18 protein-coding genes are annotated in these 25558 nt (G+C 51.1%); 5 read left to right on the top strand and 13 right to left on the bottom strand.

Features of this window, described 5'->3' with window-relative positions; all coding sequences use genetic code 11:
- Positions 1-10: 10 nt before the first annotated feature.
- From B7994_RS00855 to glf, 5 genes are read right to left on the bottom strand one after another with little or no spacing between them, the layout of a single operon-like run.
- Complete coding sequence (locus B7994_RS00855) at positions 11-2869, bottom strand: TIGR02171 family protein (protein WP_088636593.1); 2859 nt, start codon at positions 2867-2869, stop codon at positions 11-13.
- 32 nt (positions 2870-2901) lie between these two features.
- The gene (locus tag B7994_RS00850; protein WP_088636592.1) at positions 2902-3771 is read right to left on the bottom strand and encodes a glycosyltransferase family 2 protein; all 870 of its coding nucleotides are present in this window, start codon (positions 3769-3771) and stop codon (positions 2902-2904) included.
- Positions 3771-4958, bottom strand: a complete 1188-nt coding sequence (locus tag B7994_RS00845; protein ID WP_088636591.1) for a glycosyltransferase family 4 protein — start codon at positions 4956-4958, stop codon at positions 3771-3773. The genes B7994_RS00850 and B7994_RS00845 overlap by 1 nt, the downstream gene beginning before the upstream one ends.
- Positions 4959-4961: 3 nt before the next feature.
- Complete coding sequence (locus tag B7994_RS00840) at positions 4962-5969, bottom strand: glycosyltransferase (protein ID WP_088636590.1); 1008 nt, start codon at positions 5967-5969, stop codon at positions 4962-4964.
- Between the two features lie 12 nt (positions 5970-5981).
- Entirely contained in the window at positions 5982-7103 is a 1122-nt protein-coding gene (glf, locus tag B7994_RS00835; RefSeq protein WP_088637194.1) for a UDP-galactopyranose mutase, read from the bottom strand.
- A 451-nt stretch (positions 7104-7554) separates the two neighbouring features.
- On the opposite strand from glf, the gene B7994_RS00830 reads away from it, so the two are divergent.
- Positions 7555-8532 carry an O-antigen ligase gene (locus B7994_RS00830; RefSeq protein ID WP_158213034.1) on the top strand — a complete coding sequence of 326 codons (978 nt, stop codon included), beginning with the start codon at positions 7555-7557 and terminating at the stop codon, positions 8530-8532.
- Here the strand turns inward: B7994_RS00830 and B7994_RS00825 are convergent.
- Positions 8519-10423: an alginate lyase family protein gene (locus B7994_RS00825; protein WP_088636588.1), complete on the bottom strand. Its 1905-nt coding sequence runs from the start codon at positions 10421-10423 to the stop codon at positions 8519-8521. The two genes, B7994_RS00830 and B7994_RS00825, sit on opposite strands and share 14 nt — an antisense overlap.
- Positions 10424-10602: 179 nt before the next feature.
- Here B7994_RS00825 and B7994_RS00820 point away from each other — a divergent pair, with 179 nt between their 5' ends.
- A complete protein-coding gene (locus tag B7994_RS00820) occupies positions 10603-12021 on the top strand; it encodes a CotH kinase family protein (protein WP_158213032.1) in 1419 nt (472 codons plus the stop codon).
- A gap of 5 nt (positions 12022-12026) precedes the next feature.
- On the opposite strand, the gene B7994_RS00815 is transcribed toward B7994_RS00820, so the two are convergent.
- From B7994_RS00815 to B7994_RS14400, 4 genes are all read right to left on the bottom strand, one after another.
- Positions 12027-13250, bottom strand: a complete 1224-nt coding sequence (locus tag B7994_RS00815) for a glycosyltransferase family 4 protein (protein WP_198957808.1) — start codon at positions 13248-13250, stop codon at positions 12027-12029.
- A complete protein-coding gene (locus B7994_RS00810; RefSeq protein ID WP_088636586.1) occupies positions 13231-14544 on the bottom strand; it encodes a nucleotide sugar dehydrogenase in 1314 nt (437 codons plus the stop codon). Before B7994_RS00810 ends, B7994_RS00815 begins: the two co-directional genes overlap by 20 nt.
- Positions 14545-14564: 20 nt before the next feature.
- Positions 14565-15935, bottom strand: coding sequence for a UDP-glucose 6-dehydrogenase (locus tag B7994_RS00805; RefSeq protein ID WP_088636585.1), 1371 nt, complete (start codon positions 15933-15935; stop codon positions 14565-14567).
- Positions 15936-16086: 151 nt separating this feature from the next.
- The gene (locus B7994_RS14400; protein WP_088637192.1) at positions 16087-16257 is read right to left on the bottom strand and encodes a type II toxin-antitoxin system RelB/DinJ family antitoxin; all 171 of its coding nucleotides are present in this window, start codon (positions 16255-16257) and stop codon (positions 16087-16089) included.
- 298 nt (positions 16258-16555) lie between these two features.
- On the opposite strand from B7994_RS14400, the gene B7994_RS00795 reads away from it, so the two are divergent.
- From B7994_RS00795 to B7994_RS00785, 3 genes are read left to right on the top strand one after another with little or no spacing between them, the layout of a single operon-like run.
- Positions 16556-17524: a DUF2589 domain-containing protein gene (locus tag B7994_RS00795; RefSeq protein WP_088636584.1), complete on the top strand. Its 969-nt coding sequence runs from the start codon at positions 16556-16558 to the stop codon at positions 17522-17524.
- Positions 17525-17583: 59 nt separating this feature from the next.
- Positions 17584-18297, top strand: a complete 714-nt coding sequence (locus tag B7994_RS00790) for a hypothetical protein (protein ID WP_088636583.1) — start codon at positions 17584-17586, stop codon at positions 18295-18297.
- Positions 18298-18306: 9 nt separating this feature from the next.
- Entirely contained in the window at positions 18307-19200 is an 894-nt protein-coding gene (locus B7994_RS00785; RefSeq protein WP_088636582.1) for a DUF2589 domain-containing protein, read from the top strand.
- Between the two features lie 306 nt (positions 19201-19506).
- On the opposite strand, the gene B7994_RS00780 is transcribed toward B7994_RS00785, so the two are convergent.
- The 3 genes from B7994_RS00780 to B7994_RS00770 all read right to left on the bottom strand — a co-directional run bounded on the left by B7994_RS00780 (position 19507) and on the right by B7994_RS00770 (position 25550).
- Positions 19507-22275 (bottom strand): CotH kinase family protein, encoded by a 2769-nt coding sequence (locus B7994_RS00780; protein ID WP_088636581.1) that lies wholly within the window; start codon positions 22273-22275, stop codon positions 19507-19509.
- Positions 22276-22355: 80 nt separating this feature from the next.
- A complete protein-coding gene (locus B7994_RS00775; protein ID WP_088636580.1) occupies positions 22356-23204 on the bottom strand; it encodes an EamA family transporter in 849 nt (282 codons plus the stop codon).
- A gap of 3 nt (positions 23205-23207) precedes the next feature.
- Complete coding sequence (locus B7994_RS00770) at positions 23208-25550, bottom strand: lytic transglycosylase domain-containing protein (RefSeq protein ID WP_088636579.1); 2343 nt, start codon at positions 25548-25550, stop codon at positions 23208-23210.
- Between the last annotated feature and the right edge of the window lie 8 nt (positions 25551-25558).

Genomic DNA, 25558 nt, shown 5'->3' with positions numbered 1-25558 from the left:
GTGCCAAGCCTTAGTTATCAAAATCAATATTCAACGTCTTGATGAGAGAATCGATACGGTGAGTTAACTGTTCGGCACCAGCATGGTTTAAATGACTACAGTCAAGAGCCATTTCACTTGTATAATCGTGATTTCCCATTTTATTTTCGTCCAACAAGATAAATCTCGAATATTTATCGCTCAAACCAGATATTTCTTCTATCAAATCCGGCGCAACACTCCTTCTAATGCCTCCAAAGCCAAAAGCGCCCGTATTTTTGTAGTCAGGACTTTGCGGCAAAATAACTCCAATAATATAGACACCTCTTTCCTGACATTTTTTTATAAAATCTTCCAAAACCTGAAAATTGTCGTAGTACAACTTGGGATTCTCATCATACCAAGAACTATCATTCTTCACAGTAGGAGAAGATCCCCACCCACTAGATGACGTGTATTTAAAATGTCCACGCGTAGGCAAAATGATCTCTGAATATTTCGTTGAACCAGGAGCATTCCTCACGGCTTCAACCATAAAATCCGTAGACTGATTTTTCCAGTACTGATGATTTACATCATAAGAAAAACCGGGTATTTCCTTGTATTTTTTATGGAAGAAACTATTTCCCGAAACCAAATATCCTCGATCAATATCAACACCCAAGACAACATATTTCAAGTTTTTCATATGCGTAATTACATAATTATCGAAAATATACTTTGACCCCTTTATCGTATTGTGCAAGTTAGCCATACTAATCGCAAGATGGTCCTCAGAAAACAATGTCGGGTCAATTCCATAAAGCACTCGTGATGACCCCAAGACAACGACATCGGCCAAATCCTTATATTCCCACAGCAATTCCATCTTGTATCGCCATATGATACTTTCCTCATCACCGCCAGGCAAAAAGTAAATCCCTGCAGAATCCAGATCTGGAATGAAGGCACGGCCTGTTCCAGTAGAGTCATCGGCCTGCGTAGCATCGGAGGGAAAATTTGACGCATTGCGATTGACCCACAGGCACGGGTGCCAGATTTCCTCGCCTGCGGCGAGTTCCAGGACGCTGCTGTCGGAGGGGCTCACGAGCACGATTCTCGTATGAGCGCCATCTGCATTCGCAAGTGTCGCCACAATGTTCGAGGTCACGCCGTCGCTCGCCCATTCGCTATGGTCGAACGTGTAGCCAGCAGGCGCCTTGAGGGTCTGCACCAGTTTCCCGCTACTGTCGGCGACAAGGATGCGTTCGTGCGTGGCGTAGTCCTCCCCGGCGAACTTGCGGCCGGGTTTTCCGCCGAAGTCGAGGAACGCGGTACGCTTGCTGCCGTCCTGCGCGAGCGACGCGTTGCAGGCCTGTGCACTGTCGTACCAGATAACGTTGCGGGCATTTTCTGTGAGCGACGAGCCGGCATCGGCGACGCGGGCGCGGAGCAGCCGCGCTCCCGTAACGGCGAGCGTGTAGTCCTCGCTGATGCCGCCGTGAAAGGCTCCGTCAAAGAGTTTTTCCGGCGTACCGAACTTGCCTGCGGCGAACTTGACCTGCCATGTGGAAGCGCTTCTGAACGCGGTCTCGTCCTTGTTGTTGCCCGCGTCGGTCACATAGACGATCACGGTGTCGCCGCTCCCGAGCACACGCCAGCGCGGGATGGCGGCGCTCCCGACGTCGAGTTTCACGAGGTTGCCCCCTTCGGCATCCAGGTCGCGCACGTACAGCGCGGACTTGCCCGCGACACCCTCGAGCCCGGTACAGAAGGCCACGCGCCTGCCATCGGGGGATATGTCCGGATGATAGACATCCAGGGAGTCGTCGATCTCGGTCACGGAAAGGCTTCCGTCGCGGTAGTCGATGTAGGCGAGATTCCCGCTGATGTCGTTGCGGAAGGCGAGGACCATGTTGTAGGTCCCGGTACGGGCCTTCAGTGACGTCGCGCCGGCAAGCGGCGTGACGACGCTCGCTTTCGCGTGCCCGCTGGCGTCGAGCCATACGGGGTCCGGGATGCGCCCGAAGGCGAGCCTGAACCCGATGCGTTCGGCGCGGCTGGAGCCCACCACGGTATAGTCGTCACCGCGGGCGACGACGTTCATCTCGGACACCCTTTCCGAGAAGTAGCCGCCCTTCAGCACGCGCTCGCCGAGATCTCCACCGTCGGGTGCGCCCAGGTAGTTCGTGACCGTCGTGTCGAAGAAGCTGCCGGCCCAGTCGTTCACCCATTCCTTCACGTTACCCGCGAGATCGCAGAACCCGAGGGTATCCGCGCCCGCACTGCAGACAGCATGCGCATGGTATTCCGAGTTGTCCGCATTCCAGCTGTACTTCGCGGGGTTCCAGCCCTGCGATGCGGCGAGCACCCATTCCGCCTCGGTCGGCAGGCGGTATGCTTCTACTTCGGGGTGGAACACGAGCGCTTCCAGGTTCGTGCAGTGGCCCTCGGCATCGTACACCGCGTTGCCGTAGGCGTAGGCCGTATCGCTTTTCCCGTTTTTGCTCTTGGCGTTTGCGAAGAGTACCGCATCGTAGTAGGTGACGTCGGAAAGCGGCAGGCTATCATTTTCGCACTTGCCGAATTTCTTGAGGCTCATCTTCTTCGCAAGGTCGCGGTATTCCCCGCAGGTCACCTCGTGTATGCCAAGATTGAAGCCGTAGTCCAGGCGGACCTTCATGGCGGGGCGTTCCGATGGCCTGTACTTCGTGTCATCGCTACCGAGTGTCACCGTACCGCCACGGACAACAATCATTCCTTCTATTTCGGGAATATTCTCAGATGCCTCGGAACTGGACGAGTCCACCGCGCCCTCTCCTTCCATACACTCAGACGCGCTATTGCTGCAAGCAATAACAAAGAAAAATGTGAGAAGCCAGAGAACAAAAAAAGGCGTCCATCTAGTCATCAATACACCTCAGCGGACTCTTTTAATATATACTAGTTTTCGCCATTCCGCATTACATCCAGCATGACTTTAGCCGAATTGATGTAATGTTCGTACTGGAAACGGCGTTTCAGGCGGCTTTTTGCCGAAACGGTCTTCGTTGCGGCATCTTCCTTGTGGAAGATTTCGATATCCGGTGTAAAGACGGATTTCATGCCGTTTTGCAGGAGGCGCAGGAACAGCAGGCGTTCTTCGTGATACAGGAACGTGCGGTCGTTCAGGCCATCAAACTTGGAAATGTAGTCTCGCGAAAAAATAAGGAAGCTCCCGTGCAGCAACACATTTTCCGCACGGCGCGTGAGCAGGGATTCATCGAACTTCTTGTCCTTCTGCCCGAGCAGTTTGCGCAAGAGCCACTCGTAGACGGCATCCAGCCCGAAAATCCGGTTCAGGAACAGTTTGAACGAGACCTTGCGCACATACTTCTTGTACCAGTTTTCCGACGGCAACTTCGAAGGCCCCGGGTTGGAACTGTAGGGCTTGTGCGGCGTCTTGATAACCGGTCCCAAGACGGCAAAATGACTTTGTTCGTATTCCTTCTCTACGCGGGCAGCAAAGTCATCCTGCAGAATCATCGTATCGTTATTGAGCATCACGATAAAGTCAGGATTCTGGTATTCCTTCGCATACCGGAATCCGACATTGTTCCCGCGGGCAAACCCCTCGTTTTCGGGATTCAAGATTACCGTCACCTGGGTATCATCGCGGTACTTCGCATCGAGTTCCACGCCAGTCCCGTTCGGGGACTTGTTGTCGACAACCACGATACCGCAATCCCTTCCGACGCACTTCTTTATCGAATCGATGCACTCGATGGTATCGGGCAAGGCATTGTAATGCAAGATGACGAACGAGAATTTCATTATACTCTGGCCTCGTAGCAGTTCAGGTACTGCGTTACCACCTCTTCCCAACCGTTCCTTTCGAGCCCTTCGCCGGCGATATACTTGCGGAACGATTCTAGTTTTTCCGGATGTTCCACGAGGTCCGCCATCGCGCCTGTCAGCGCATCGACATCACATGGCGGGACAATCACACCAGACTTTCCGTTCTCTATGGCTTTCGCAAAGTTACCTACATCCGAAGCGACTATCGGAGTCCCCATGGAGAACGCCGTCTGCACCACACCACTCTGAGTGGCATCCTTGTAGGGGCAGACCGTAAACAGCGCGTTTTTCAACAGGCTTGCTAACTGCGCCAGGGGCACATAATGGTTCATCAGGACCACATTCGCATTCCCCCTGTACAGCGATTCATCGAAATACAGTCTGCCCGAGCCCGCAACCAGCAACTTGATATCAGGGTGTTTCTGCTGTAGTTTACCGAAGGCCTGCAGCAGGAATTCAACGCCCTTGTAGGGAGCAATCAGGCCGAAAAACAAGATGTACTTCTGCCCGCGCAGGGATTCCGGCAACCCAACCAGATTTTCTTGCGAGCTGGAAGATTTTTCGGACAGGTAGTTGATGCAGTCGTATTTCCCGAGCCGTGCATGGAAAAGCCGGCTCCGCGGGAACTTGTACACCTCGCAGAACTTTTCCGTCTGCGCATCGTTCAGCAGGATGATTTTCGGAATCCAGCGGAACGCCAGCTTGCGGCAAAATTCAAACTCGCGGTTGTTCTTTGCAGAATGCGGGAACGGGTCGTGCAGGGTGAATACCAGCTTTTTCCGCAGCAGGTACAGGAGCATCTTGTTGCGGCGCGGGGGCCAGGTAATGTTCACCGCATCAACGCCCAGCTTCTTGATCTTGCTCACCAGCGACAGCATCGTGCGGATGTTCGCCGGGTGGAAATCGGACTGGTGCAGGCTATTGACAACAAACACCTTCGACATGTCCATGTAGCCTTCGTACGCCTTGAACTCCTCATAGACTGTCGCGGGGAAAATTCCCTGCTTCCTGTAGACTTCGGGAATATCTACGAGCGTCGCACGGTGGCTATAGACAGAGACATATATGAAAAAATATACATCGACACCCTGCCGCTGCATCTCGCGGACTAGCGGAAAATCCGCATCTGCAAAAGGCAGGTTGCTGATGTACGCGACCTTCATACGCTACTTCTGGTTGCCCATGAGCCTATGCAACTTCACGCACAGGCGGAATTTCAAGGACGGCTTGTAATTCTTGCGCCATTCCTTGATAAACGGAATCTTTTCGCGCTTGCCGTAAAGGCAGTCGTCGAGAACCTTGTACAGGCGCGGAGATTTCGATTCGATGAACTTGTCCATCTCTATCAGGAAATCGTTGTCGCCTTCTTCGTTCCGCACCATGTTCTGCATGTAGATGCGGCGCAAGCGATGCACCAGATACTGGTCGAAATACTTTCTCTCTTCTTCGGGGAGTGCATCCCAGAATTCCACCATGCGCTTGGTAATAATCAGTTCCTGGCTACGGCCCCGCCTGTAGACCTCCGGAGCCATCGTCTGCCCCGCACGCCCTATCAGGTAGCGGTACAGCGGCTTCGGGAAATAGCAGCAGGTCTTTACCGCCTGCATCGGAAAGAACGCCCATTCCGTATCGGTATACGAAATCCCTTCCGTCTGCCTGTAGCCCAGCCTGCGGACATTTTCCAACTTGTAGGCAATGCTGTGCATGGGCAGTTCGTCGACCTTGCAGTAATCGTCAAAATTCAACGTTTCGCCCGCAGGCATCGAGAACCGGATTTCCTTCACGGTGTCACCATCTTCGGTCACCTGCAGGGTATCGCTCAGGAACAGGTCCACATCGGCCTTGGCTAGAGCGTCAAGGTAGTCGTCCAGAACAGCAATATCATAGCGGTCGTCGGCATCCAGGATCTTCACATACTTGCCACGGCCTTCAAGAATCCCGCGATTGATGCAGGACCCGTAATTGCCGTTCTCCTTGTCGATAACGCGAACCGTTTCCGGATACTTGTCCGCATACCCGTGTGCGATTTCCGACGAACGGTCCTTGCTTCCATCGATAACGACAAGGATATCCAGCAAGCCCCGGGCCTTCTCCGTCAACAGGGAATCCAGGCACTGGTTCAAGTACTTTTCCATGTTGTACGTAGGGATGATTATCGTCAGTAATTTTTCCATACAGTTTCCGAACTAGATTTCCAAATTCAATACGCGTTCAATAATCGGAGCCATGTCGTAATACTTATATTCGGCAAGGCGCCCGCCGAATATGACCGAAGGCTCCTGCGCAGCAAGGGCACGGTATTTTCCGGCGAGTTCGTTGTTGCGCGAATCATTTACGGGGTAATACGGCTCCATGCCCTCGGTCCATTCCGTCGAATACTCCCTGGAAACAACCGTCTTGGGGCAATCATAGACCGTCTGCCCAAACATTTCAAAATGCTTGTGTTCGATAATGCGGGTATAAGGGATTTCTCGCTCGGTATAGTTCACCACGGCATTGCCCTGGTAATTAGGCATATCCAGGGTCTCGTTCTCGAAGCGGACCGTACGGTATTCCAACTTGCCAAAACGGTATCCGTAAAATTCGTCGAGCTTTCCCGTAAAGACAATCTTGTCGGCAACGGATTCCCAATGGGCGCGATCGTCAAAGAAATCCACGTTCACCCGAGTTTCTATGCCTTCCAGCAGACCGTCAATCAGTTTGTTGTACCCGCCAATGGGAATGCCCTGGTAGCGGTCGTTGAAGTAGTTGTTGTCAAAAGCCAGGCGCACCGGGAGGCGCTTTATGATGAAGGCGGGCAAGTCTTCGCACTTGCGGCCCCACTGCTTTTCGGTATAGCCCTTGATCAGTTTCTCGAAAATATCCCTGCCTACAAGCGTCAGCGCCTGTTCTTCCAGGTTGGCGGGTTCGCGACCATTCAGCGATGCAACGGCATCCGCCTTCTGCTCCTCGATTTTCGCGCGCGCCTCTTCCGGAGTCTTCACGCCCCACATCTGGTAGAACGTGTTCATGTTGAAAGGCAAGTTATAGAGTTTGCCCTTGTAGTTGGCCACAGGGCTATTGGTGTAGCGGTTGAACTCGACAATCGAATTCACGAAATCCCACACGGCCTTGTTGGACGTATGGAAAATATGCGCACCGTACTTGTGGACATTGATGCCTTCCGTATTTTCGCAATAGACATTCCCGCCGAGATGCGAACGCTTATCGATAACCAGGCAGCGTTTCCCCGCCTTCCTGGCCCGATAGGCGAACGTCGCACCAAAAAGGCCCGAGCCAACAATTAAAAAATCGTACTTCTTTTCCATACCCATAAGGGATCCTTGTTTCAGCGTAAATTTAATTATTGTCATCTAGGCCATCACCAAAATCTTCCTATATTTAAAGGAAAAAGCCGCCTTTATGTTAACCGCCATTGTCTATGCCATCCTTTTCTCGCTATTGACCATCATGGTCATAGGGTCCTTGAAAGCCCGTTTTCTAGCGTTATTTCTTGGCATAGTTCTTTTTCCTCTCGGAATCAGCTTTCTTCAATCCCCTACGGTAAGGCCCCAGGACCTATTTCTTTATGGTTTCCTCTTCGTCTCGTGCATAAAAGACCGGCAACACCTCTTTGAAGACCTAAAGGCTTTTCCGCTCAAGATATTCCTGCTACTTATCCTCATATGCCACTTCGCTTCTGTATATTTCAATGAGGGTTTCGCCGTCAAGCAATTTTATGCCTGTACGCGAGAATTTATCGAACTATACGGATATCTATTGGCTGCATTCCTAATAACGAGGCACTCCAGTATCGACGACATCATGAAAGGGCTTTATTCCATCACGGTCGTCATCTGTATTTTCGGCATCCTAGAAATCTTATTACAGGGAAACTACCCCTACACCTACATCTGCCGGGCGTTCCCCATCTATAGCGGATACCACTCACTCGATTCCATCGTCACCTGCATCAGGGACTACCGAATCCGCGCAATGCTTACTACGGCACACCCAACAGCCTACGGTACGTTGCTATGCTGCCTGTTCATGCTTTTTGTATCCCTATGGAACAAGCCCAACTGGGAAAAGAAGAATCTCGCCATTCTCTATACTCTGCTAACCCTTAATCTGTTCCTGAGCGGTTCTAGAACAGGCATGGTTTGTGCGGCAATAGGCGCCTTCCTGATTTTCCTCCAAAAGCGATCCATCATGCTGAAAATTGCATGCATCGGCATCTGCTTTTTCATAAGCGCAGCCTATATCAACATGGCCATCGACGAATTTTCTAAAGAAAGCCAGGGAAGTTCTCTTTCGATGCGCCAGCAGCAACTTCTTTTCACATTTTTCCAGATACAGCAAAGTCCCATATTTGGGAATGGCGTCGGCTACACAAAGAATGTCTTTGACTACGATGATGAAGGTAGGCCCATAAACGATGCAGATATCGGAGGTCTGGAATCCATCGTCTTTAAAACTCTCATCGACTACGGAGCTATCGGGCTTTTCGCCTACTACCTCTACAGCATAGGCCTTTTCTTTATTTTCTTTAGGCGTCGGAAGAACTCATGGGCGGCATCGATTGGATACGAGCTGGTTTTCTGCAGCACGCTATTCTTTACACTGTCCGGCCACATTGGGAACAACACTGCGTTCGTATTCCTGATTGAAGGCCTTCTCATGGGACACATCTATAAGGAACATTCCCTAGAGGGAATTGAAGACGCACAGCAGGTAGAGAAAATTACAGAATCCTGATTTTCGTTACGAATTCAACACTACCTTCACGGTCTATTTTCGCGTACAAGTACTTTGCCGGAACCTTCTCGCCAAAGTGCTCTGAATACCAGCCATCTTCACGTATCTCGTAAGAGAGCTTATTGTCGAATTCCATTACCACATGGCGGCTCCCCGGCACAGATATTTCAGCAGTGGAACCATTCAGCTTCACTGTGGCCGACGGATGCAAATGGAACGGTATTTCAAGAGAAACCTTCCGTTCGCATCGCAGAGTATCGGCAATGATGAATTCTTCAGTATCACGGTTAAATTCCACACGACGTTTATGCGACACGCCTTCGGATTCATACCCGTTGTGCGTTGCCTCGGCAAACCCCAGCATCTCATCGTTCGAAACAACATTCACCTTATAATGCTTGAGCCACATCGTCGGGCCAGCCTGCTCCGCCTGATTCTTGCCATTCACGCATACCGTATTGTGAGCAAGGGTGCTAACAAAATAACGACGTAAATCCTTATGCGTATGGTAAGTAAACGTTCCCGGGTCAACAAGAACTGGGGAACCATCTACATGCAATATGAACGAAAGTGCGTCCGCATGCCCATGCGCGGCGATACTCAGGTAACCCAGCGGAGCCGCATCGAAATGCATATACGTCTCTCGGGCCACAGCACCGGCATCAGCCTGCTCTGCCTTGCGGAAAATAAAATGCCCGCTTTCAGCGAAGAAGCGATTGCCGTCTAGTGAGGAAATCGGCGCTACGGGCAAAGCATCAAACTTCTCGCGGCCTTCCTTCCCGAACAAAATTTCATTTTTTTCATCCCAGGCAAGGTTTTCGCGCTTGAACGAGGAATCGCCGAAGTATGTCGCGAAGGAAACAAGCAACGACTTGAAATTATTGAAATGCCCGCCCGCATCAGGGCGTAACACGAATCCGTCGTCACCGTCGCCATACATCGGGTAATTGCAGTTCATGTCCAGCATGGCATCCATATAGCGCGCCATCGCATGGAGGCGGTCCTTGTACGTTGCAGAGAACGGATGCCCCGTAGCATCGCCCACAACTGCTGCTATCAAGAAGAAGTCATCAATAAACTGGATATATTCCGCGGCCTCTTCGCGGTTTACCCCTTCGGACGTATTCTGTTTCAGGATTTCACGTTCGAGCCCTTTTTGGGCATACTTCAGGCGCGAGTTCCGGTGAGGGATGTTCCACTTGCATGCAGCAATGAACAGGCCTGCATATTCAGCAATCAAGTGGTTATTCGCCGACGAGTAGAACGACGGATGCTTGTACGAGAAACAGGCATGGTCTCGAATGAGATAGTTCCAAATTTCAGCAACAAAGCTATCGACAATCGGATTCTCTTTGCGGAGGCCGTCTATATCCAGCAGGTCCCAGCAGAAAAACCAGCAGATTAGGCGCAGGTTCACTTCGATATTGCTATACCAGTTGACACCGACCAGGTAGGGATTTGCATCCTTCCACATTCCAAGGTGATGGCAGAAAAGCACCAGGTACTTTTGCTGGCCAGTCGTCTTGAAGAGCCAGGCAATATGCAGCAGGAACTGCATGCGATTCACTTCCCACACATGCTTTGCACTGCCATACTTATCGCTCCGGATATCAATCGCATGCGAAAAAGTCCTAGGGAAGCGCCGTTCCGTCGATACATCCAGATGCCAGTCAATATCCTTGAAGATATCCACGCTGGATTCGAAAATCGGATAGAAGCAGTGGGCGTTCGAGTCCAGAACAATCGGGCAGTCCGGTTTCTCGTGCGTATAGTCGCTATCGTCAAGCTTTATCCAGTCCAGCACATGCGTACGGATCCGTTGACGAATGCGGTAGAATATTTCCCCTGCAGAAAAGGTACGTAATCTTTTTAAATACCAGGATAGCGCCATTACGATACAATTATAGGATTTTTTCGTTCAAGCAGTGCGCCTGTTTACAATTTGACAACAGAACTTTGATAAGAGGGGGCCCAAAAAGGCACCCACTAATATATTTTTCACGGGAAAGACCACCAAAAAACTCGGATTACCCCATGAAAAGCGCCCGTCTTTATATTGCCAGCGTTTTTTTGGCTACCGGATTCGGCAGCGTTTTCAGCAGTTGCAGCAATTTCGAAGACATGCCCTCCATCGCGAACTCCTCCACAAAGTTCGACGACGAGCTAGCAATCGACCCCGTAGACATCACTGCAAGTACAACCCAGCCCATCCCCACTGCAGGCGTGATCCCAGACTCGCGTTCACCGAAACTCTTCATCCAATGCGAGAATCCCAACTCGTCGGATTTCACCCCTGCGTTCTTCCTATTCTTTGATGCCGTAGAGCACTACTCCTACTTTTCGCCGACTCCGGATCGTACAGAACCCGGCTATATCCGCATCCGGGGAAACTCAACCGCAAAAGCCCCGAAGAAACCGTACAATATAAAATTCAACCAGAAAATCGATTTCTTCGGCATGGGAAAAGCCAAGAAATGGGTCCTCCTCTCCAATCCCTTCGACCCGACCCTAATCCGGAACAAACTGATTTTCGACCTCGCAAGCAACCTATCTTTTGAATACTCCCCCAAATCGTATTTTCTAGATGTCTGGTTCAACGACGAATACGTCGGCAATTATCAACTTGCAGAAAAAATCGAGTTTGGCAAGAACCGCATTCCCTACGATATCAACAAAGGGGATTTCCTTTTCGAATACGTCGAAAAACGCAAAAAGAAGGACGTTACCTACACCCTATCCCCGCTCGATTCCTTCCGGCTTGCCATGGCAGAACCCGAGTCCCCTACAGAAGCCCAGCTGGAGTCTCTAAAAAAGGAGCTCTACAATATTGAAACCGCGATTTCGACCAAGGATATCAGGGAGTATATGAAATTCGTCGACCTGCGTTCCATGATAGACCACTACTGGATCGAGGAATTCGTCAACGACCCCGACATGCATACCGGTTCAAGATACTTTTCCATCCATAACGGCATACTGAGAGCCGGCCCCGTATGGGATTACGACCTCTCCATGGGCAATACAAAATCATCCTCCCGTTCATCCACCACTGGGATACATGCAAGAGCCATATGGTGGAAGGATTTATTCCAGGATTCCGTCTTCGAAAAAATCGCCTGCGAGCGGTTCCTGCAAATCGAGCCCCTCTTCGAGAATCTTGTCAGTGACAACGAACTCGGCAAGAACAAGCTCGATTCTATCCTAGAATTTTTCGGAGAATCCTTCCAACGGAACTACTCTGACTCCGGCTGGGCATACTGCGGCGCTCCCGCTGGCGCGGGCAATTCCAAGCGTACGCTCACCTGCCCATACAACCCCATTCCGCAACCGACCTACGACGAAAACATCCTTTTCTTGAAGGACTGGATTATACAGAGGCATGCATACCTCAAAAAGACAGCTCGAAAGAAATTAACCGAACTTGATTACATCAAAATAGACCTGGAAAGCATTCTTGCCTCCCAAGATTCCATTTTCGCCCAGAAATAGACGAATCAGAGTTTCAGCAGTTTCTTGTACGCACCGATTAGTTTCGGCTTCTCGTAATCCCAACTGAGTTCGTTCACCACGCGTTCGCGACCGAAGCGGCCCATTTCGGCAGCCTTTTCCGGATTTTCGAGCAACCAGAGGATCTTTTCTGCAAAGTCATCCGTGTCGGTATTCTTCGCATAGAGCGAAGCCTCCTGCGCGGAGAATTGCCCTTCCTTGAGCGTAAACTGCACGATGGGCTTTCCGAACGCCATGTACTCCATAATCTTGTTCATGGTGGACTTGTCGTTCATCTCAGAAGGCAGGTCGGGGTTCACGCAGACATCGGCAGTATTCAAGACATCGGCCAGGAACTCATCCGAAACGCGACCCGGGAATTCCACGTAATCCGTAAGTTTCATCTGCTCGTTCATCTGGCGCAGTTCATCGAGAGCAGGGCCACCACCCATAATGCAGAAACGGATATCGGTACGGTTCTTCTTATGCACAAGGTAATCGACCGACTGCAGCAGAAGATCGATACCCTCCTGCTTGCCCATTACACCAATGTAACCGACGAGGTACTTGAACCCCTTCTTGACTTCGGGTTTAGCCGGGCCCACCTTGAGTTTGGAAATATTCGGCCCGCTGCGCACAATCGTCACATCCTCTTCGCACTTACGCCCTCGACGCATCGCGATTTCCTTGTACGATTCGTTTGTCACAATCGCATGCTTCGCAAAGTGGTACGTCAGGCGCTCCACCAAAAGCATCGCACGGTAGCCAAGGCCCTTCTTGCCGAATTTCGCAATCCAGAGTTCGGGATTGATATCGTGATGATCGAACAGGAACTTGCAACGAGTAAAGAAGAAGAACGGCGCCGCCGCAATGAAAATCAGGTCAGGCGGATTACAGGCATGAATTACATCCTGCACGCCCTGCTTGCGGAACACCTTGAACAACAGGCGCGTCTCATGATAAAGCGCACCGAGGTATTCCTTGATGTATTCGATGGAACGGTTCGCCTCGGGGAGCGGATGTCGATAAATCTTTATTCCATCCAGTTCCTCGTATTCCAGCGGATAGTTCTTCGTTTTCGGGCAGATGACTGTAACCTCGGCTCCTGCCTCCTTCAAGGCAAGCGACTCCTGCCATACGCGGCGGTCAAAAGGTACAGGAAGATTTTCGACTACAATGCAGACTTTTTTACCAGCGAGTTCCATGACGTTATTACCAGCAGAATCCTTCATAGTTCGGCAGCGTTTCTACCGCAGAGTCCTTCATGCGCACAAGATCCAAGAAGTGTATTTCCGGATACTTGCGGATCAAATCAGGTATTTCGGGATTCTTGACAGTCACGATAACAAGAGAAGTCTTGCTCACGACGCTTTCCACATCCTTGTCCAGCAACGGAAGCAAGTGCGGGATGCGCTTGTTGAGTTCGTTCAGGTTCGTTTCCTTCTCGCGCGCGATATTCAGGTAGCGGTCGTAAATGCGGAGGGTACAACCCTTGCCAAGAACCGCTTCAGCAAGGCGAATAGCCGCAGAATTGCGGAGGTCGTCGGTACCCGCCTTAAAGGTCAAGCCGACAATACCCACCGAACGTACGCCAATCTGCTGTACGCGCTCGAGTACGCGGTGGATATGGAGGTTATTGCTGTTCTCGATGGAGCCGAGAATCGGAGCTTCCACCTGGTTCGATTCCGCAAGGAAGTTGAGCCCGCGCAAATCCTTCGGGAGGCACGAGCCACCATAGGCAAACCCGGGCTTAAAGTAGTACGGGGAAATATTCAACTGCGTATCCTTGCAGAACAGGTCCATCACTTGGTGGCTGTCGATATCGAGTTTCTTGCAGATAGCGCCAATCTCGTTACCGAAGGCAACCTTCAACGCATGATAGGAATTGTTGACAAACTTGATAATTTCGGCGACCTTCGGGTCGACTTCCACGACCTCGCTGCCGAGTCCCGAATACATTTCCTTGAGCTTGTTGAGGGCCCTGCGGTTCCTGCTTCCGATAACCGTAATCGGCGGATTCAAGAAGTCGGAAACGGCCATCCCCTCACGCAAAAATTCCGGGTTCGAGACCACCGTAAAGTTAATGCCGTCGCGCTTGCCGGAGACCTTTTCAATGAGTTCAGAAACAGCGGCGTTCGTTCCAGGAGGCACCGTGCTACGGATAACCACGATGTGGAACGTAGACTTGGAGCGTATTGCGTTGGCAATAGACTTCACCGCCGACATGAGAAACGAGGTATCAAGCCTACCATCAGATGCATTCGGGGTACCGACGCACAGGAACGATATTTCAGACTTGAGCACAGCCTCTTCAGCAGAAGACGTCGCCGAGATGAGCCCCGCCTTGAAGCCTTCCATCATCACTTCGTCGATATCGCGCTCGACGATGGTCGGAAGTCCCATAGCAACACGGGAGACCTTGTTGAAATCCACATCGCAGCCGACAACCTTATGCCCAAGTTTTGCAAGGCACGCGATGCCCACGCATCCAACATATCCCAAACCAAACACACTGATAGAAGCCATAATAAAAACCTATTCCGTTATTACTCTGCTTTACCCTTGCCTATAGACGACACTTCGAAACCAATCTTACGGAGGGCGTCGGCATCAAGAATATTACGACCGTCAAACACAAAAGCCGGCTTAGCCATGCCCTTATAGATTCGGTTCCAGTCGAGTTCGGCAAAGCACTTCCATTCGGTACAGACAACTACAGCATGAGCGCCTTCGGCCGCCTTGTACGGGTCTTCCTCAAACTGAACCTGATCGAGAACGTCCTTCAGGTCGCGCTTGGCATCGGGGATAGCCTTCGGGTCAGTCACGACCGGCTGTGCATGTTCGGCGAGCAAATCACGGACCACGAGGTTCGCAGGGCTTTCGCGGGTATCGCCCGTGTTCGCCTTGAAGGCAAATCCAAACACGGCAATCTTCTTCCCCGCAATCGTATTGAACATGGTTTCAAGCATGCGGTCCACCACGCGATGGGTCTGCCACTCGTTGATTTTCACGACACTTTCCCAATAGGCGGCAACCTCGGGGAGACCATAGTAGCCACACAGGTACACGAGGTTCAGGATATCCTTCTTGAAGCAGCTACCGCCAAAGCCGATAGAGGCCTTGAGGAACTTCGGTCCGATGCGACGGTCCTTGCCCATCACATAGGCGACTTCGTCCACGTCGGCGCCGGTCTTTTCGCAGAGGGCGCTGATGGAGTTGATGGAACTGATGCGCTGGGCCAGGAAGGCGTTCGCGGTGAGCTTCGTGAGTTCGGAGCTCCAGAGGTTCGTCGTGAGGATACGGTCACGCGGCACCCAGTGGGCATACACGTCCACCAGCTTCTGGCAGGCGGCAAGGCCAGATTCCGTCTGGTGGGAGCCAATGAGTACCCGATCGGGCTCAAACAGGTCGTTGATGGCAGTGCCTTCGGCAAGGAACTCGGGGTTGCTAAGCACTTCGAAATGCAGGCCCTTGTCGTTGCTGTTCAAAATGCGTTCCATCGCGGCGGCGGTGCGAACCGGGAGGGTCGACTTCTCGACGATAATCTTGCCCTCGTCGGCAATTTCAAGAATGTTGCGGGCAGTCTTTTCCCAGTACTGCAAGTCCGAAGCCTTGCCGGCACCATGGCCAAACGTCTTGGTCGGGGTATTCACGGAAACGAAGATGATGTCCGCTTCCTTGATAGCGGAGGGAATATCCGTACTGAAGAACAGGTTGCGGCCACGGGCACGCTTGACCACGTCATCAAGGCCGGGTTCAAAAATCGGGAGATTGTCGCTGTTCCAGGCATCGATTCGGGCCTGGTTAATGTCGACTACGGTAACCTTCACGTCGGGGCACTTGTCGGCAATAACAGTCATAGTGGGGCCGCCGACGTAGCCCGCGCCAATGCAAAGGATCTTAGTATTGAAATTCATAATGTGTAAAAAATAGCAATAACCCGCCTTCGGAGCACACCCGACGATACAAGATAATCGGTATGCCCAGCAAACGGAGCCACAGTACCGCAAAAGTACTGCACAAAAAGGCAAGTTTTATGTGTTTACAGGGCCACGTCCGGCCCCACATTTAATGATGTTCAGAGGGGTGTCCCTTAACATCAAATGGTAAGCGGTTCTCGCGCACAGTCATTTTCACGAACATGTTTACAGCCGCAGAAATCGATATTCCTACGGAACTGCAAAATTCGTCGAACCGTTTCTTTGTTTCATCATCCATTCGTACACTGACCACAGCCATCGCGTACTCCTCTGCAAAAGAGCCCAAAAAATTTTTTACGATGTAATTATAACTATTAGTCAAGGCATTTCAAGTAATATTTTTATTACATATAAACGAATGTCGCAAAAACATTTTTACATACAAACTACATATCATTATACATAGTAGCACAAAGTCACACACATCAAAATTATAAATAAACTTTGTTAAAAAAAACACATACAAATTCACAACATACATATTTTTTTGCTTTTAAAAAATGTTTTTTTAAATTAAAACACATCTATTCAACAACAGCCACATAAAGGAGACGAACATGGCAATAGATACAACCCCCGGCACCGTTGCGCAGAACATGCTAAACGGAATTGATTACAGCGCCCTCATCGGCGGTCCGCTTCAGGCTGCAATCACAGCACAAGCAATGGCTGCAAAATCCACTTGGGAATTCATTCAGCAAGTTGGATTGAACACCAATGCTGACGGAAATAAGGAAGCTGTAAATGTTACATTCACATATCAAAAAGACGGCAACCTAACAACGATGATTGTCCCGATTCTGACAATCGTCCCCATTCCGATGATCGTTATCGACAAGGTTCAAATCGACTTCAAGGCGTCCATCAACGCATCTTCTTCGCAGTGCACCGAGAATTCCGAATCCACTGCGCTGGATGTTGGGGGCGAAGCAAAGGCCAAATTGGGTTGGGGACCATTCAGCCTTTCCATCACAGCAAAGGCGAACTACTCTAGTAAAAAAGATTCAAAGGCAACTTCTGAATCACGTTACTCCGTAGAATACACACAGGATGTCAGCGTTCACGCAACACAAGCCGACGTTCCCGCCGGACTTGCAACCGTACTCAACATCCTGACCATGGCCGCCACAGCCGATGCCGGCGTCAACGGAAAAATTGAGGTCGAGCAGGGAGAAATTACACCTAGATTCGACGAAGAAATTGCCTGCCGTATCGCGCTCAAAACAGCAAGCGGCCTCTACGCCAAAGGCCAAAAAATCAAGATTAACCCCGTTACGGCATCCGGTTCCGGCAACTTTGAAGGACTTACCATCACTTACGACCACATCAAGAAGCCGGTCGTTGCAAACGAAGAAATCACTCTGGCAGATGGCTTTACAACACTCTATATTTCAATTGCCCCTGACGCAAAGAACATTCCACCGATGATTCTCCAGATTACCAGCACCCTCAATAATCAGGAGGTCAAGTCAGAAATTCTCATTGACGAAGTCAAAGCAATCGAAAACAATTCGAATAACCCCTAAACTATAAACAACCCCGGGCAGGTTTTTCCCTGTCCGGGGTATAACCCCCATCTAAAAACATGCCTAAGTTAAAAACTGTTATTGCTTCCATCCTCAATGCTATTGATAGCGCACAACACCAGAGTAACCTCACCACCAGCAAACTTGCCAAGCAGTACAGCAAAGATGAACTGCTCAAATACCTCCAATTGCCAAACGCAGTCATGTCCGAAGTCGACATAACTCTGCGTTATGCCGTAGAGGAATTTATCGAGGGTAACACTCTCAACACGACAAAAAAACTCCAGTCCATCGAACCGCAGATAACGCTGAACAGGTCTGCAAACCAAGCTACAGCCGAAAAACTAATCGACAAACTGCGTACAAGCCTCCCCGAAAAGGAAGCGCTCATACTCGATGACGATATCAAACGGAAAGCACTGATATCACGAGTGCAGGAAACACTCTACGCATCCGGTATCGAAAAGAAATCTGCGGACGACACTTCTACGGCCGTCGCAAAGGTTCTGAGTTCCTCCCTCCTAGGGGATACAGAAATTTCCTCAAGTCAAAAGAAGGCCTTGTCCGATATCATCACCAATGAGCGTCAGAATATCGAAAACTTCACTGCTGAGCAAATCGGTGAACTTGAAGTAATCGTAGATGGTACGACTCTGTCCGGCTTGTCACCGGAAGTTATCCAGACACTCCACATAACCACCAAACTGGAAAATTATCGCTGGGTAGAGAATCCGCATAATCCTAGTGGCGGCGATTTCGTCATAGTTGACTAAGGAGGCTCCATGTCACAAACAGCAACCCTTGAAAACATCTTCTTTACACCCATCGATGCCATCATCACGGCAGATTACATGGCTGCGCGAAGGACCGCTGAATTCATTAGCGAGTATGGCTTCAGCAAAGAACCTGTACACTCGGGCGAGCCCCAACCGGAGCCAAAAGACACCAATATTATCGGAGATCTAAAAAAGACTACATTCCGTTACACGCAAACTGGAGCAAACGGCGAAATCGAGACAAAGGCGATGTCTATTCCCACATTGTCCTTGATTCCTCTTCCACTTCTCCACGTAGACAATGCAGATTTTGATTTTTGTGTCCGGATCATCGATTCTGTCAATGATCTTACAAAACAAATAGACGAGAATTCTCCCGATTTAATCAAAAAAAATATTATCGCCACCCTGGCTCCGCAAAAAGGGAAGAATAGCCCAAGCAATCCCAACAGCCCACATCTCGACGCCAATATAAACGTCAAAGTGAAGGTCGTCCAAGCAGACATGCCTGCCGGATTAAGCAACCTGCTGGCAATGATGGGCGCCAACGCACAGAATATTTCTACAGCAGAGATTTGTCCACAAGACAAGACCGTCAAGGTCGAAATCGGAAAGGGAAACGATTCCTTCCTACAGTTGAAAGACCCCTTAACTAATCAGGGCGTCGCGAACGAACTTGTCACGGTCTACTACGACGAATCCACAGGTCTCTCGCTCTCAAACGACAAAAAACACTGGGGTAGCGGACTCAGCGTGGTCACCAACGAACAGGGCGGAATTCCATGGGTCGCGAGCATCAAGAACAAGGGACAAGTCAAGCATGGTTCATCACAGAAAGTCACTTTCACTCACAGCAATGGTTCAACAGTCAGCGTCGACATCTACTACTACGTAAAATAACCATGAACGAAAAAACATACAATTCACCAACCGGAGTTCCGTGCCCTGTTTGCCAAAAGGGGTACATCAAGTTAAGCCTGCACGACTTTCTCTGCGGTACTTCAGTAAAATGTCCTATTTGCGGAACAAACTTCAATATGGACAAAAGCCAGTGCGCCCCCATCATCGAGAAACTACAGAAACTAGACATGGCCAATAGAGAAGTAGAGCGTTTAAAGCATCAGAAGCTGTAAGCCACAAGTCTTACTTAGGCAAACAGAGACCCGTCGGCTTTTGTCGACGGGTCTTTACTGGATTGCACCCAGACTACTTGAATGTCGCCGTCAGGGCATCGATTTCTTCGGGCAGAATCGTACGGGAGGCTTCCATAACGCCGTCGCTCCAACCGGCAAATATCCCTCCGCCAATTCCCTCTGCAGATAGGGTAACCGGCGTGCCCTTGAAGAAGTTGATTTTCAGCGAAGGACTGTCGAGCGGGAGGCCGTCTACAAGCACACGTCCATTTCCGTTTGCAGAAAGTGTCACCGAGACGATTTCATCTAGATTAAAGAATTCCTGCATTTCACTATAGAGGACACCGGGGCGCTCTTCCGCAAAATCCTTCATACCATCAAGCACCTTTCCCATCCAGCTTGCACTATGGCCCCAACGTTTCTGGTCGCGCCCCACCTCGGCTGAAATCTCATCCATCATCGCCTCTATGCGGGCAAGTACGCGAGATTTTTCGAAGTTCATAGAAAGGAGCGCCGACATACGGTTCACAAACTTATTCGTAAACGACTTGTTTTCTAGCAATTTCCGGAACAGGAAGGTCGACTTGGGGCCATTCGGCCAGTCTTCGCCATCCTCGGCGGCAGCAAACTCAAATATATTGTTCGTGTACTCGCTCATATCGTTCCCGAATCCGAAATCCATGTCGTACAGGAACCACCTCCACGGAGAAGCCGGGTTACGCACACGCCACTTTTTCAGGTTGTTCGAGGGCCAGTCGCGGTTATTCGCGTAAATTTCCGTCTGCTGATAGTTGATAAAATTGTCTATATCAATCTTCGACGCCACATATTGGTAATTCGCGTCATCATCGAGCGGGTGCATTTCCATCCAGTCCAAAAGTTCGGTATAGTCCGAAGACTCTCCACTGCTTGCCGAGTTATCCGCCTTCAGAAGGTCGATGTTGTCCGGATCGTAGCCGTAATGCGTCTCGAAGTAGTAACGGTTCGAGCGTTCACGGATATTCTGGATTCCATAGTACTCGCCATTGTAGTAGACGATTGCCGGTCTGCTCCGCTGGTAATCGACCCCGAGGCCTTCGGAAAGCGAACTTGCTAGGTCATCGTGGATGTAGTCCATCCCGAAATTGCCCGTACGCAGGATAAAACTCTTGAACTTGTTCAGTTCCGGATATGCAGGGAAAAGCGGATATTCCAGGCGCTTGTCGCCGTACTTCTCGCGGAACACGATAGCGACAGACTTCTTCTCGCGGGCCCTGCTGTAGTTGCCAAAAATCTGGAAGCCAGCATCCTTCGCAAATCCGGGTTCACTGCCACCGGGTTCAACAAGTTCCACAAATGCGGGGAGTTCACGGTCGGACCAGTAGTTCGCACCGTAATGCGGCTCCTTTGCCTGCGCATCGGGGCCATCCATGTAGAGGCCCGTATCCGGATCGAACAGCGAAAGCGGATTTGCGGTAATGAACACGGAGGCAATCGTCGGCTGGTCCTCGAATACGTAGGTACGGGTTTCCACGTCGCCCGGATACTTTCCCGGCATAAAGGAGGCGCAGCGCAAAACTGTCGTAGAAGAAACAGTCAGGCCCATTGTTTCGGGCTGGCTCGCATCGGGCAACGCTCCACCTTCCCGGCAACGCACGTGCGCATTGCTCTCCTCATCGGTATAGAAAGTCACGAAGAACGGTTCCTTGTAAAAACCCGAGGGAGGCATCTTATCGGAAACTACCGGAGAACGTTCGGAATAAACAACCGACGAGAAGGCTCCACCATAAGGGCTCGGGTCCGCGAAGCCATAGGTCGCCGCACCTGCAGGCGATACACCGAATGACCACGTCTTACCGACAGGCATCGCAGGGTATGCGACGGAATCCACAATAGCACCGTCTTCATTCATCAGGTAGAGGCTCCCGCCCTTGTGATGCAGCTTGAAGTTCGCATGCGGTTCGTGCCCGCGATTGCGAGCTATGTACGAGGTCACCTTCATGTTGACCTCCTTCGTCTCGTTCGATTCCGGGCTGAATCGCGTACCGTAGATGTTCTCGAGGTCAGGGAGTTTAGTCCCCTGCGGAAGAGCGATAGTATACGTCGTATTGGAATCGCCCGTACCCTCGATGACAGATTCCCACCCAAGCCAGTCATCTACATCGGGCTGCGCGAGCCTAAGCGAAAGCTTGCGGCCCGCCGTCACAAATCCCGTCAAAAGAATCTCGTTCGCATTCGAGATGTCGAGCACATCATTTTTCGAGGACGACCCCGTCCCCACGAAGACTGAAATCGATGTCCACCCCAGTTCCTCGTTCACACCGTACTGCATGCTGCTCCCGAAAGCCTGGCTCCCATTTTCAGCAAAACAGATCTTTGACTTGCCCGGGAGATTATCCGCACGGCTCTCGCCCGCAACGGGCTCATTTTGCGAATCAGTCCAGGTCCAACATCCATGACCAATCAAATCTGCTGAATCATGGGGAGCCTCGTAATCGGGCAAGTCTTTCCCCGAAAGAAACAGCACCATGAACCCCTGCGGCGGCACAGGAACGTTCCCAAAAGCCCACTTCCTAGGCTGCGAAAGGTCATCGGTCAAGTAGAGACCAGCAAGGTTTACGGGCGTTTCGGACGGATTGAAGAACTCCACCCAGCCGGCATCGCCACCCTCATGATCCTTAAAAGTGGTATTCACCGGGTCCACTTCCGTCACCACCACCGGGGAGCCCCCCACAAAGGGAACCGATGACGAGGCGGAACTTTCGGGCAATTCGACGGAAGAGCCCGATCCGCTATCGTCCGAACATGCCGCGAGAAGCACCGTCAACAAAGAGAGTGTTACAAGAGTGGACCTACACACCATATACAGAATATACCTTCTCGAACGGGAAAATTCAAATTTTCCCGCACGTCACGTGATTTTCCGCAAGGGAATCCAGCCAACTAAGGCATTTTTTTCGTCTGAGAGCGGTGCGGGCGCCGGACAATGAACAGGCAAGCGCCAATCAGTACCAGAGTCACCGAAATGACCTTCCCTATAGGGAATGCCTCCGAAAACACGACTGCTCCCGCCAAGGTAGGCACAGCCGCCCCGACGGCAGCACTGAACGGAATGATGAACAGAGCACGCCCACGCGAGAACGAGACCTGCGAATACAGGAAAGCAATGCTGTAGGTAGCCACATAGCCAAGCGTCCTGAAATCAAGCAGCAGGCTTGCAACTGACGAAAGCGCGATATGGTCCAAGTCAAAATCCATTGCGAGGCTCTTGTAGAAAGCAGCAGAAAGGCCGAACCCAACACCCATGATAAGTGAATCCACCACCTCGCGGTTTTTCACGAACAAATGCGCAACCAGCGTTACCGCACAAAGGATACCGGCGTAAACCCAAAGAATTCCAACATTCTGCAGGCTAGTCGATTCTCCCAAATTTTCTACCGAATAGAGTAGGCCTGCCACCACAAAGCAGATTGCGACAACAATGCGCTTTGTCAGGACCTCCTTCAAGATGCAGAACCCCATCAGAGCGGTCAGTACCGGATTCAGGACCATCATGGGCTGCACCTGCGAAAGGTCATAGCGGGCCATGGCGATATAGTACCCGAGAGTTGCAAGCCCCGAGCAAGCGATACCCAGCCACCAGAACTTGTTAGTCACCACGCCCTTGAAGAATTCCCAAGGTCTGGACGTGCCGCCGGTGCGCTTGCCTACCGTCGAAACCCCGGACTTTTCCAGGATATTTCCACAAGCAAACAGGAATGCCGGGCCAATTGTCAGAAGAAGGAAAAGCATCTGCTAAATCTCGTCGTATATTTCCTGATAAATCCAGTAATTCCCCATGACCCGCTTCACGTAGTCACGGGTTTCCCAGTAACTGATTTCTTCGGCACGGATATCCCAGGGCTTGCCCTCACCCGCCTTTTGCCAGCGCTTGGTGGGCTTGGGGCCAGCATTGTAGTTTCCCAGCACATACATGTAGTCGTTGCTGTATTGTGTCTTCAGGTCTACAAGATAGCGGACTCCCAAACGGATATTCATGTACGGGTTGTAAAGTTGCGCCGGATCGAAGGTATCCAGGTATTCCTGCTTTGCAAGCATCTTACCGGTCGCAGGCATAATCTGCAACAAGCCACATGCACCTGCAGGCGACGTAATCTGGTAGTCGAATATGGATTCCTGGCGCATCACGCTATAAACGAAAAACGGGTCTATGCGCATTCCCGAGTGGAACTTCACCTGGTCGCGGTAAGGTAGCGGGAACAGGTAATGCAAAATCGCAATCGGGGCATCGGCCAGAAGGCGACGGTCGATATTCGCCTGGAACTGGCGCGCAAGCCTGTACCCAGCAGCAGTCTCACCCATCTCATAAAAGAGGTTCCCGTACTCATACAAAAAATCAAGGCGTTTCGCATTCTTCTTGCGGGCCTCGTCGTACAGGGCGAAAGCCTCGTCGCTAAACCCGTACTGGAACAGTTTCTTTATGCGGTCATAGCGTTCCTGCGTGTACGTCGGGTCTTTCGCGCCCTTCTGGATATTCTTCACCCAGGCAAGCGTCGCCTCGCCGGTCATAGGCACGCCCTTCGCATAGGGCACCTCGAACTTTTCCATCAGTTCATATTCAACGAGTTTCATGCGGCTCCGGTGCGCATAGTAGCCAAGCGGGAAATCGGCGATACAGTCCAAAAAGGCATCGCGAGCGAGGGAATCTTTCCCCATCTTCATGTAGGTTTCGGCAAGGAAATACCTCGACGCGCTTCCGCTCCACAGGAACGGTTCGCGTTTCGCCTCGGCCAAAGCCTTCTCGGCATCGGCCCAGCGTTCCTGCTTGAAGTAGATAAAGCCTATGCGGAATTTTGCCCACTGGTGCTTGATATTGTTCCCGAAATGCTTATCGGCAAGTTTTTCGAACGTTACAACAGCACTGTCATAGCGCTCCTGCTGTTCGTGTTCGAATCCGCGGACCCAAAGGTTGTTCGCATTTTCCTTGCTGTACTTGTTCGCACTCTGCAACATGGCATCAAGCCTGCGAATTTCCTTTGCATTCTTTTTCGCTGCACTGCGATGCAGGCGCAGCGCCGCCTGAATCCATACCGCGCGCGCCTCGACAGAATCGATAAGGAACGTAAACTGCGCAATCGCCTCGTCGTTCCTGTTCATCGCCTTGAGCGCATCGCCGCGTTTGCTCCACAGTACGATACGCGTATTCATGTCGAGCGAACTCTTCAGTTCTGCAAGCGGGGACCCTTCCGGAACCGGCTGCACCGACTGCGGATTTTTCGCCACCATGTCCTCGTCGAGAATACGGATGGAATCCAAAAGTCCAATACAACTCTGTGCCTCGTCCTTCGCGCAAGCCATCTTCGCATAGGCGACCTTTTCGGCAAGCGTTTCAGGAGATGCCTGCACCGTACGCAGGCGTCTTATGGCCACAAAGGCGGAATCCCTGTACGGAGTCGAAGTCGTAAGCAACTGCATGTAATAGCGTTTCGCCTGCTTCTGTTGCTTATTTTGTTCCAAATACGAGGCGTAACGGTATTTCAGTACCGCAGCATCGTCTCCCTTAGGGAACCTATCCAGAAAGGCCTTCAGGGAATCCGCATGAGCCTTCTCTCCCAGTGTCGAATCGGCAAGGGAAGCCTCCACGCGGAGTCGTGCCGCCGCACGGGCAAATGCATCATTCTTCGAGAACTTCGAGCCAAGTGTAAGTGCACGGCGCATTCCATCATAATCGTTCACATGGAACTTCGATTTTGCCATACGCAGGACCACCTCGGCCTCGAGTTTCGGGTCTCGGCTTCGAAGTGCGTCGTAGGCAGAATACGCACTATCCCATTTCTCGGAGTAATAGTAAAATGCGGCACGGGCATAATCGCGCACATCGCCAGCAAGCAAGGAATCTTCCATGCTCCTCTTGGCACGGTCAGCGCGGACAACGCGATTATGAAAATCGCCCGGCGCTATCTGTTCGAGTGCTGCGTACGGGTCTTGCGGGATGGCGTCTTCTATCGTCGTATTGGAATCAGCGGGGGCAGCATTCTCGGAAGTCCGACCACCATTCTCGCCGCATGCATTGCATGCGACAATCAATCCCAAAGCAGGAATAAAACGGCGGAAGGGCACCGATCTACAAAACAACATTCACACCT

The organism is Fibrobacter sp. UWR2 (genome assembly GCF_002210285.1).
Taxonomy (GTDB): Bacteria; Fibrobacterota; Fibrobacteria; order Fibrobacterales; family Fibrobacteraceae; genus Fibrobacter.
Note: the sequence above shows the minus strand (reverse complement) of the source record. Positions and strands in the feature narration are given on the sequence as shown.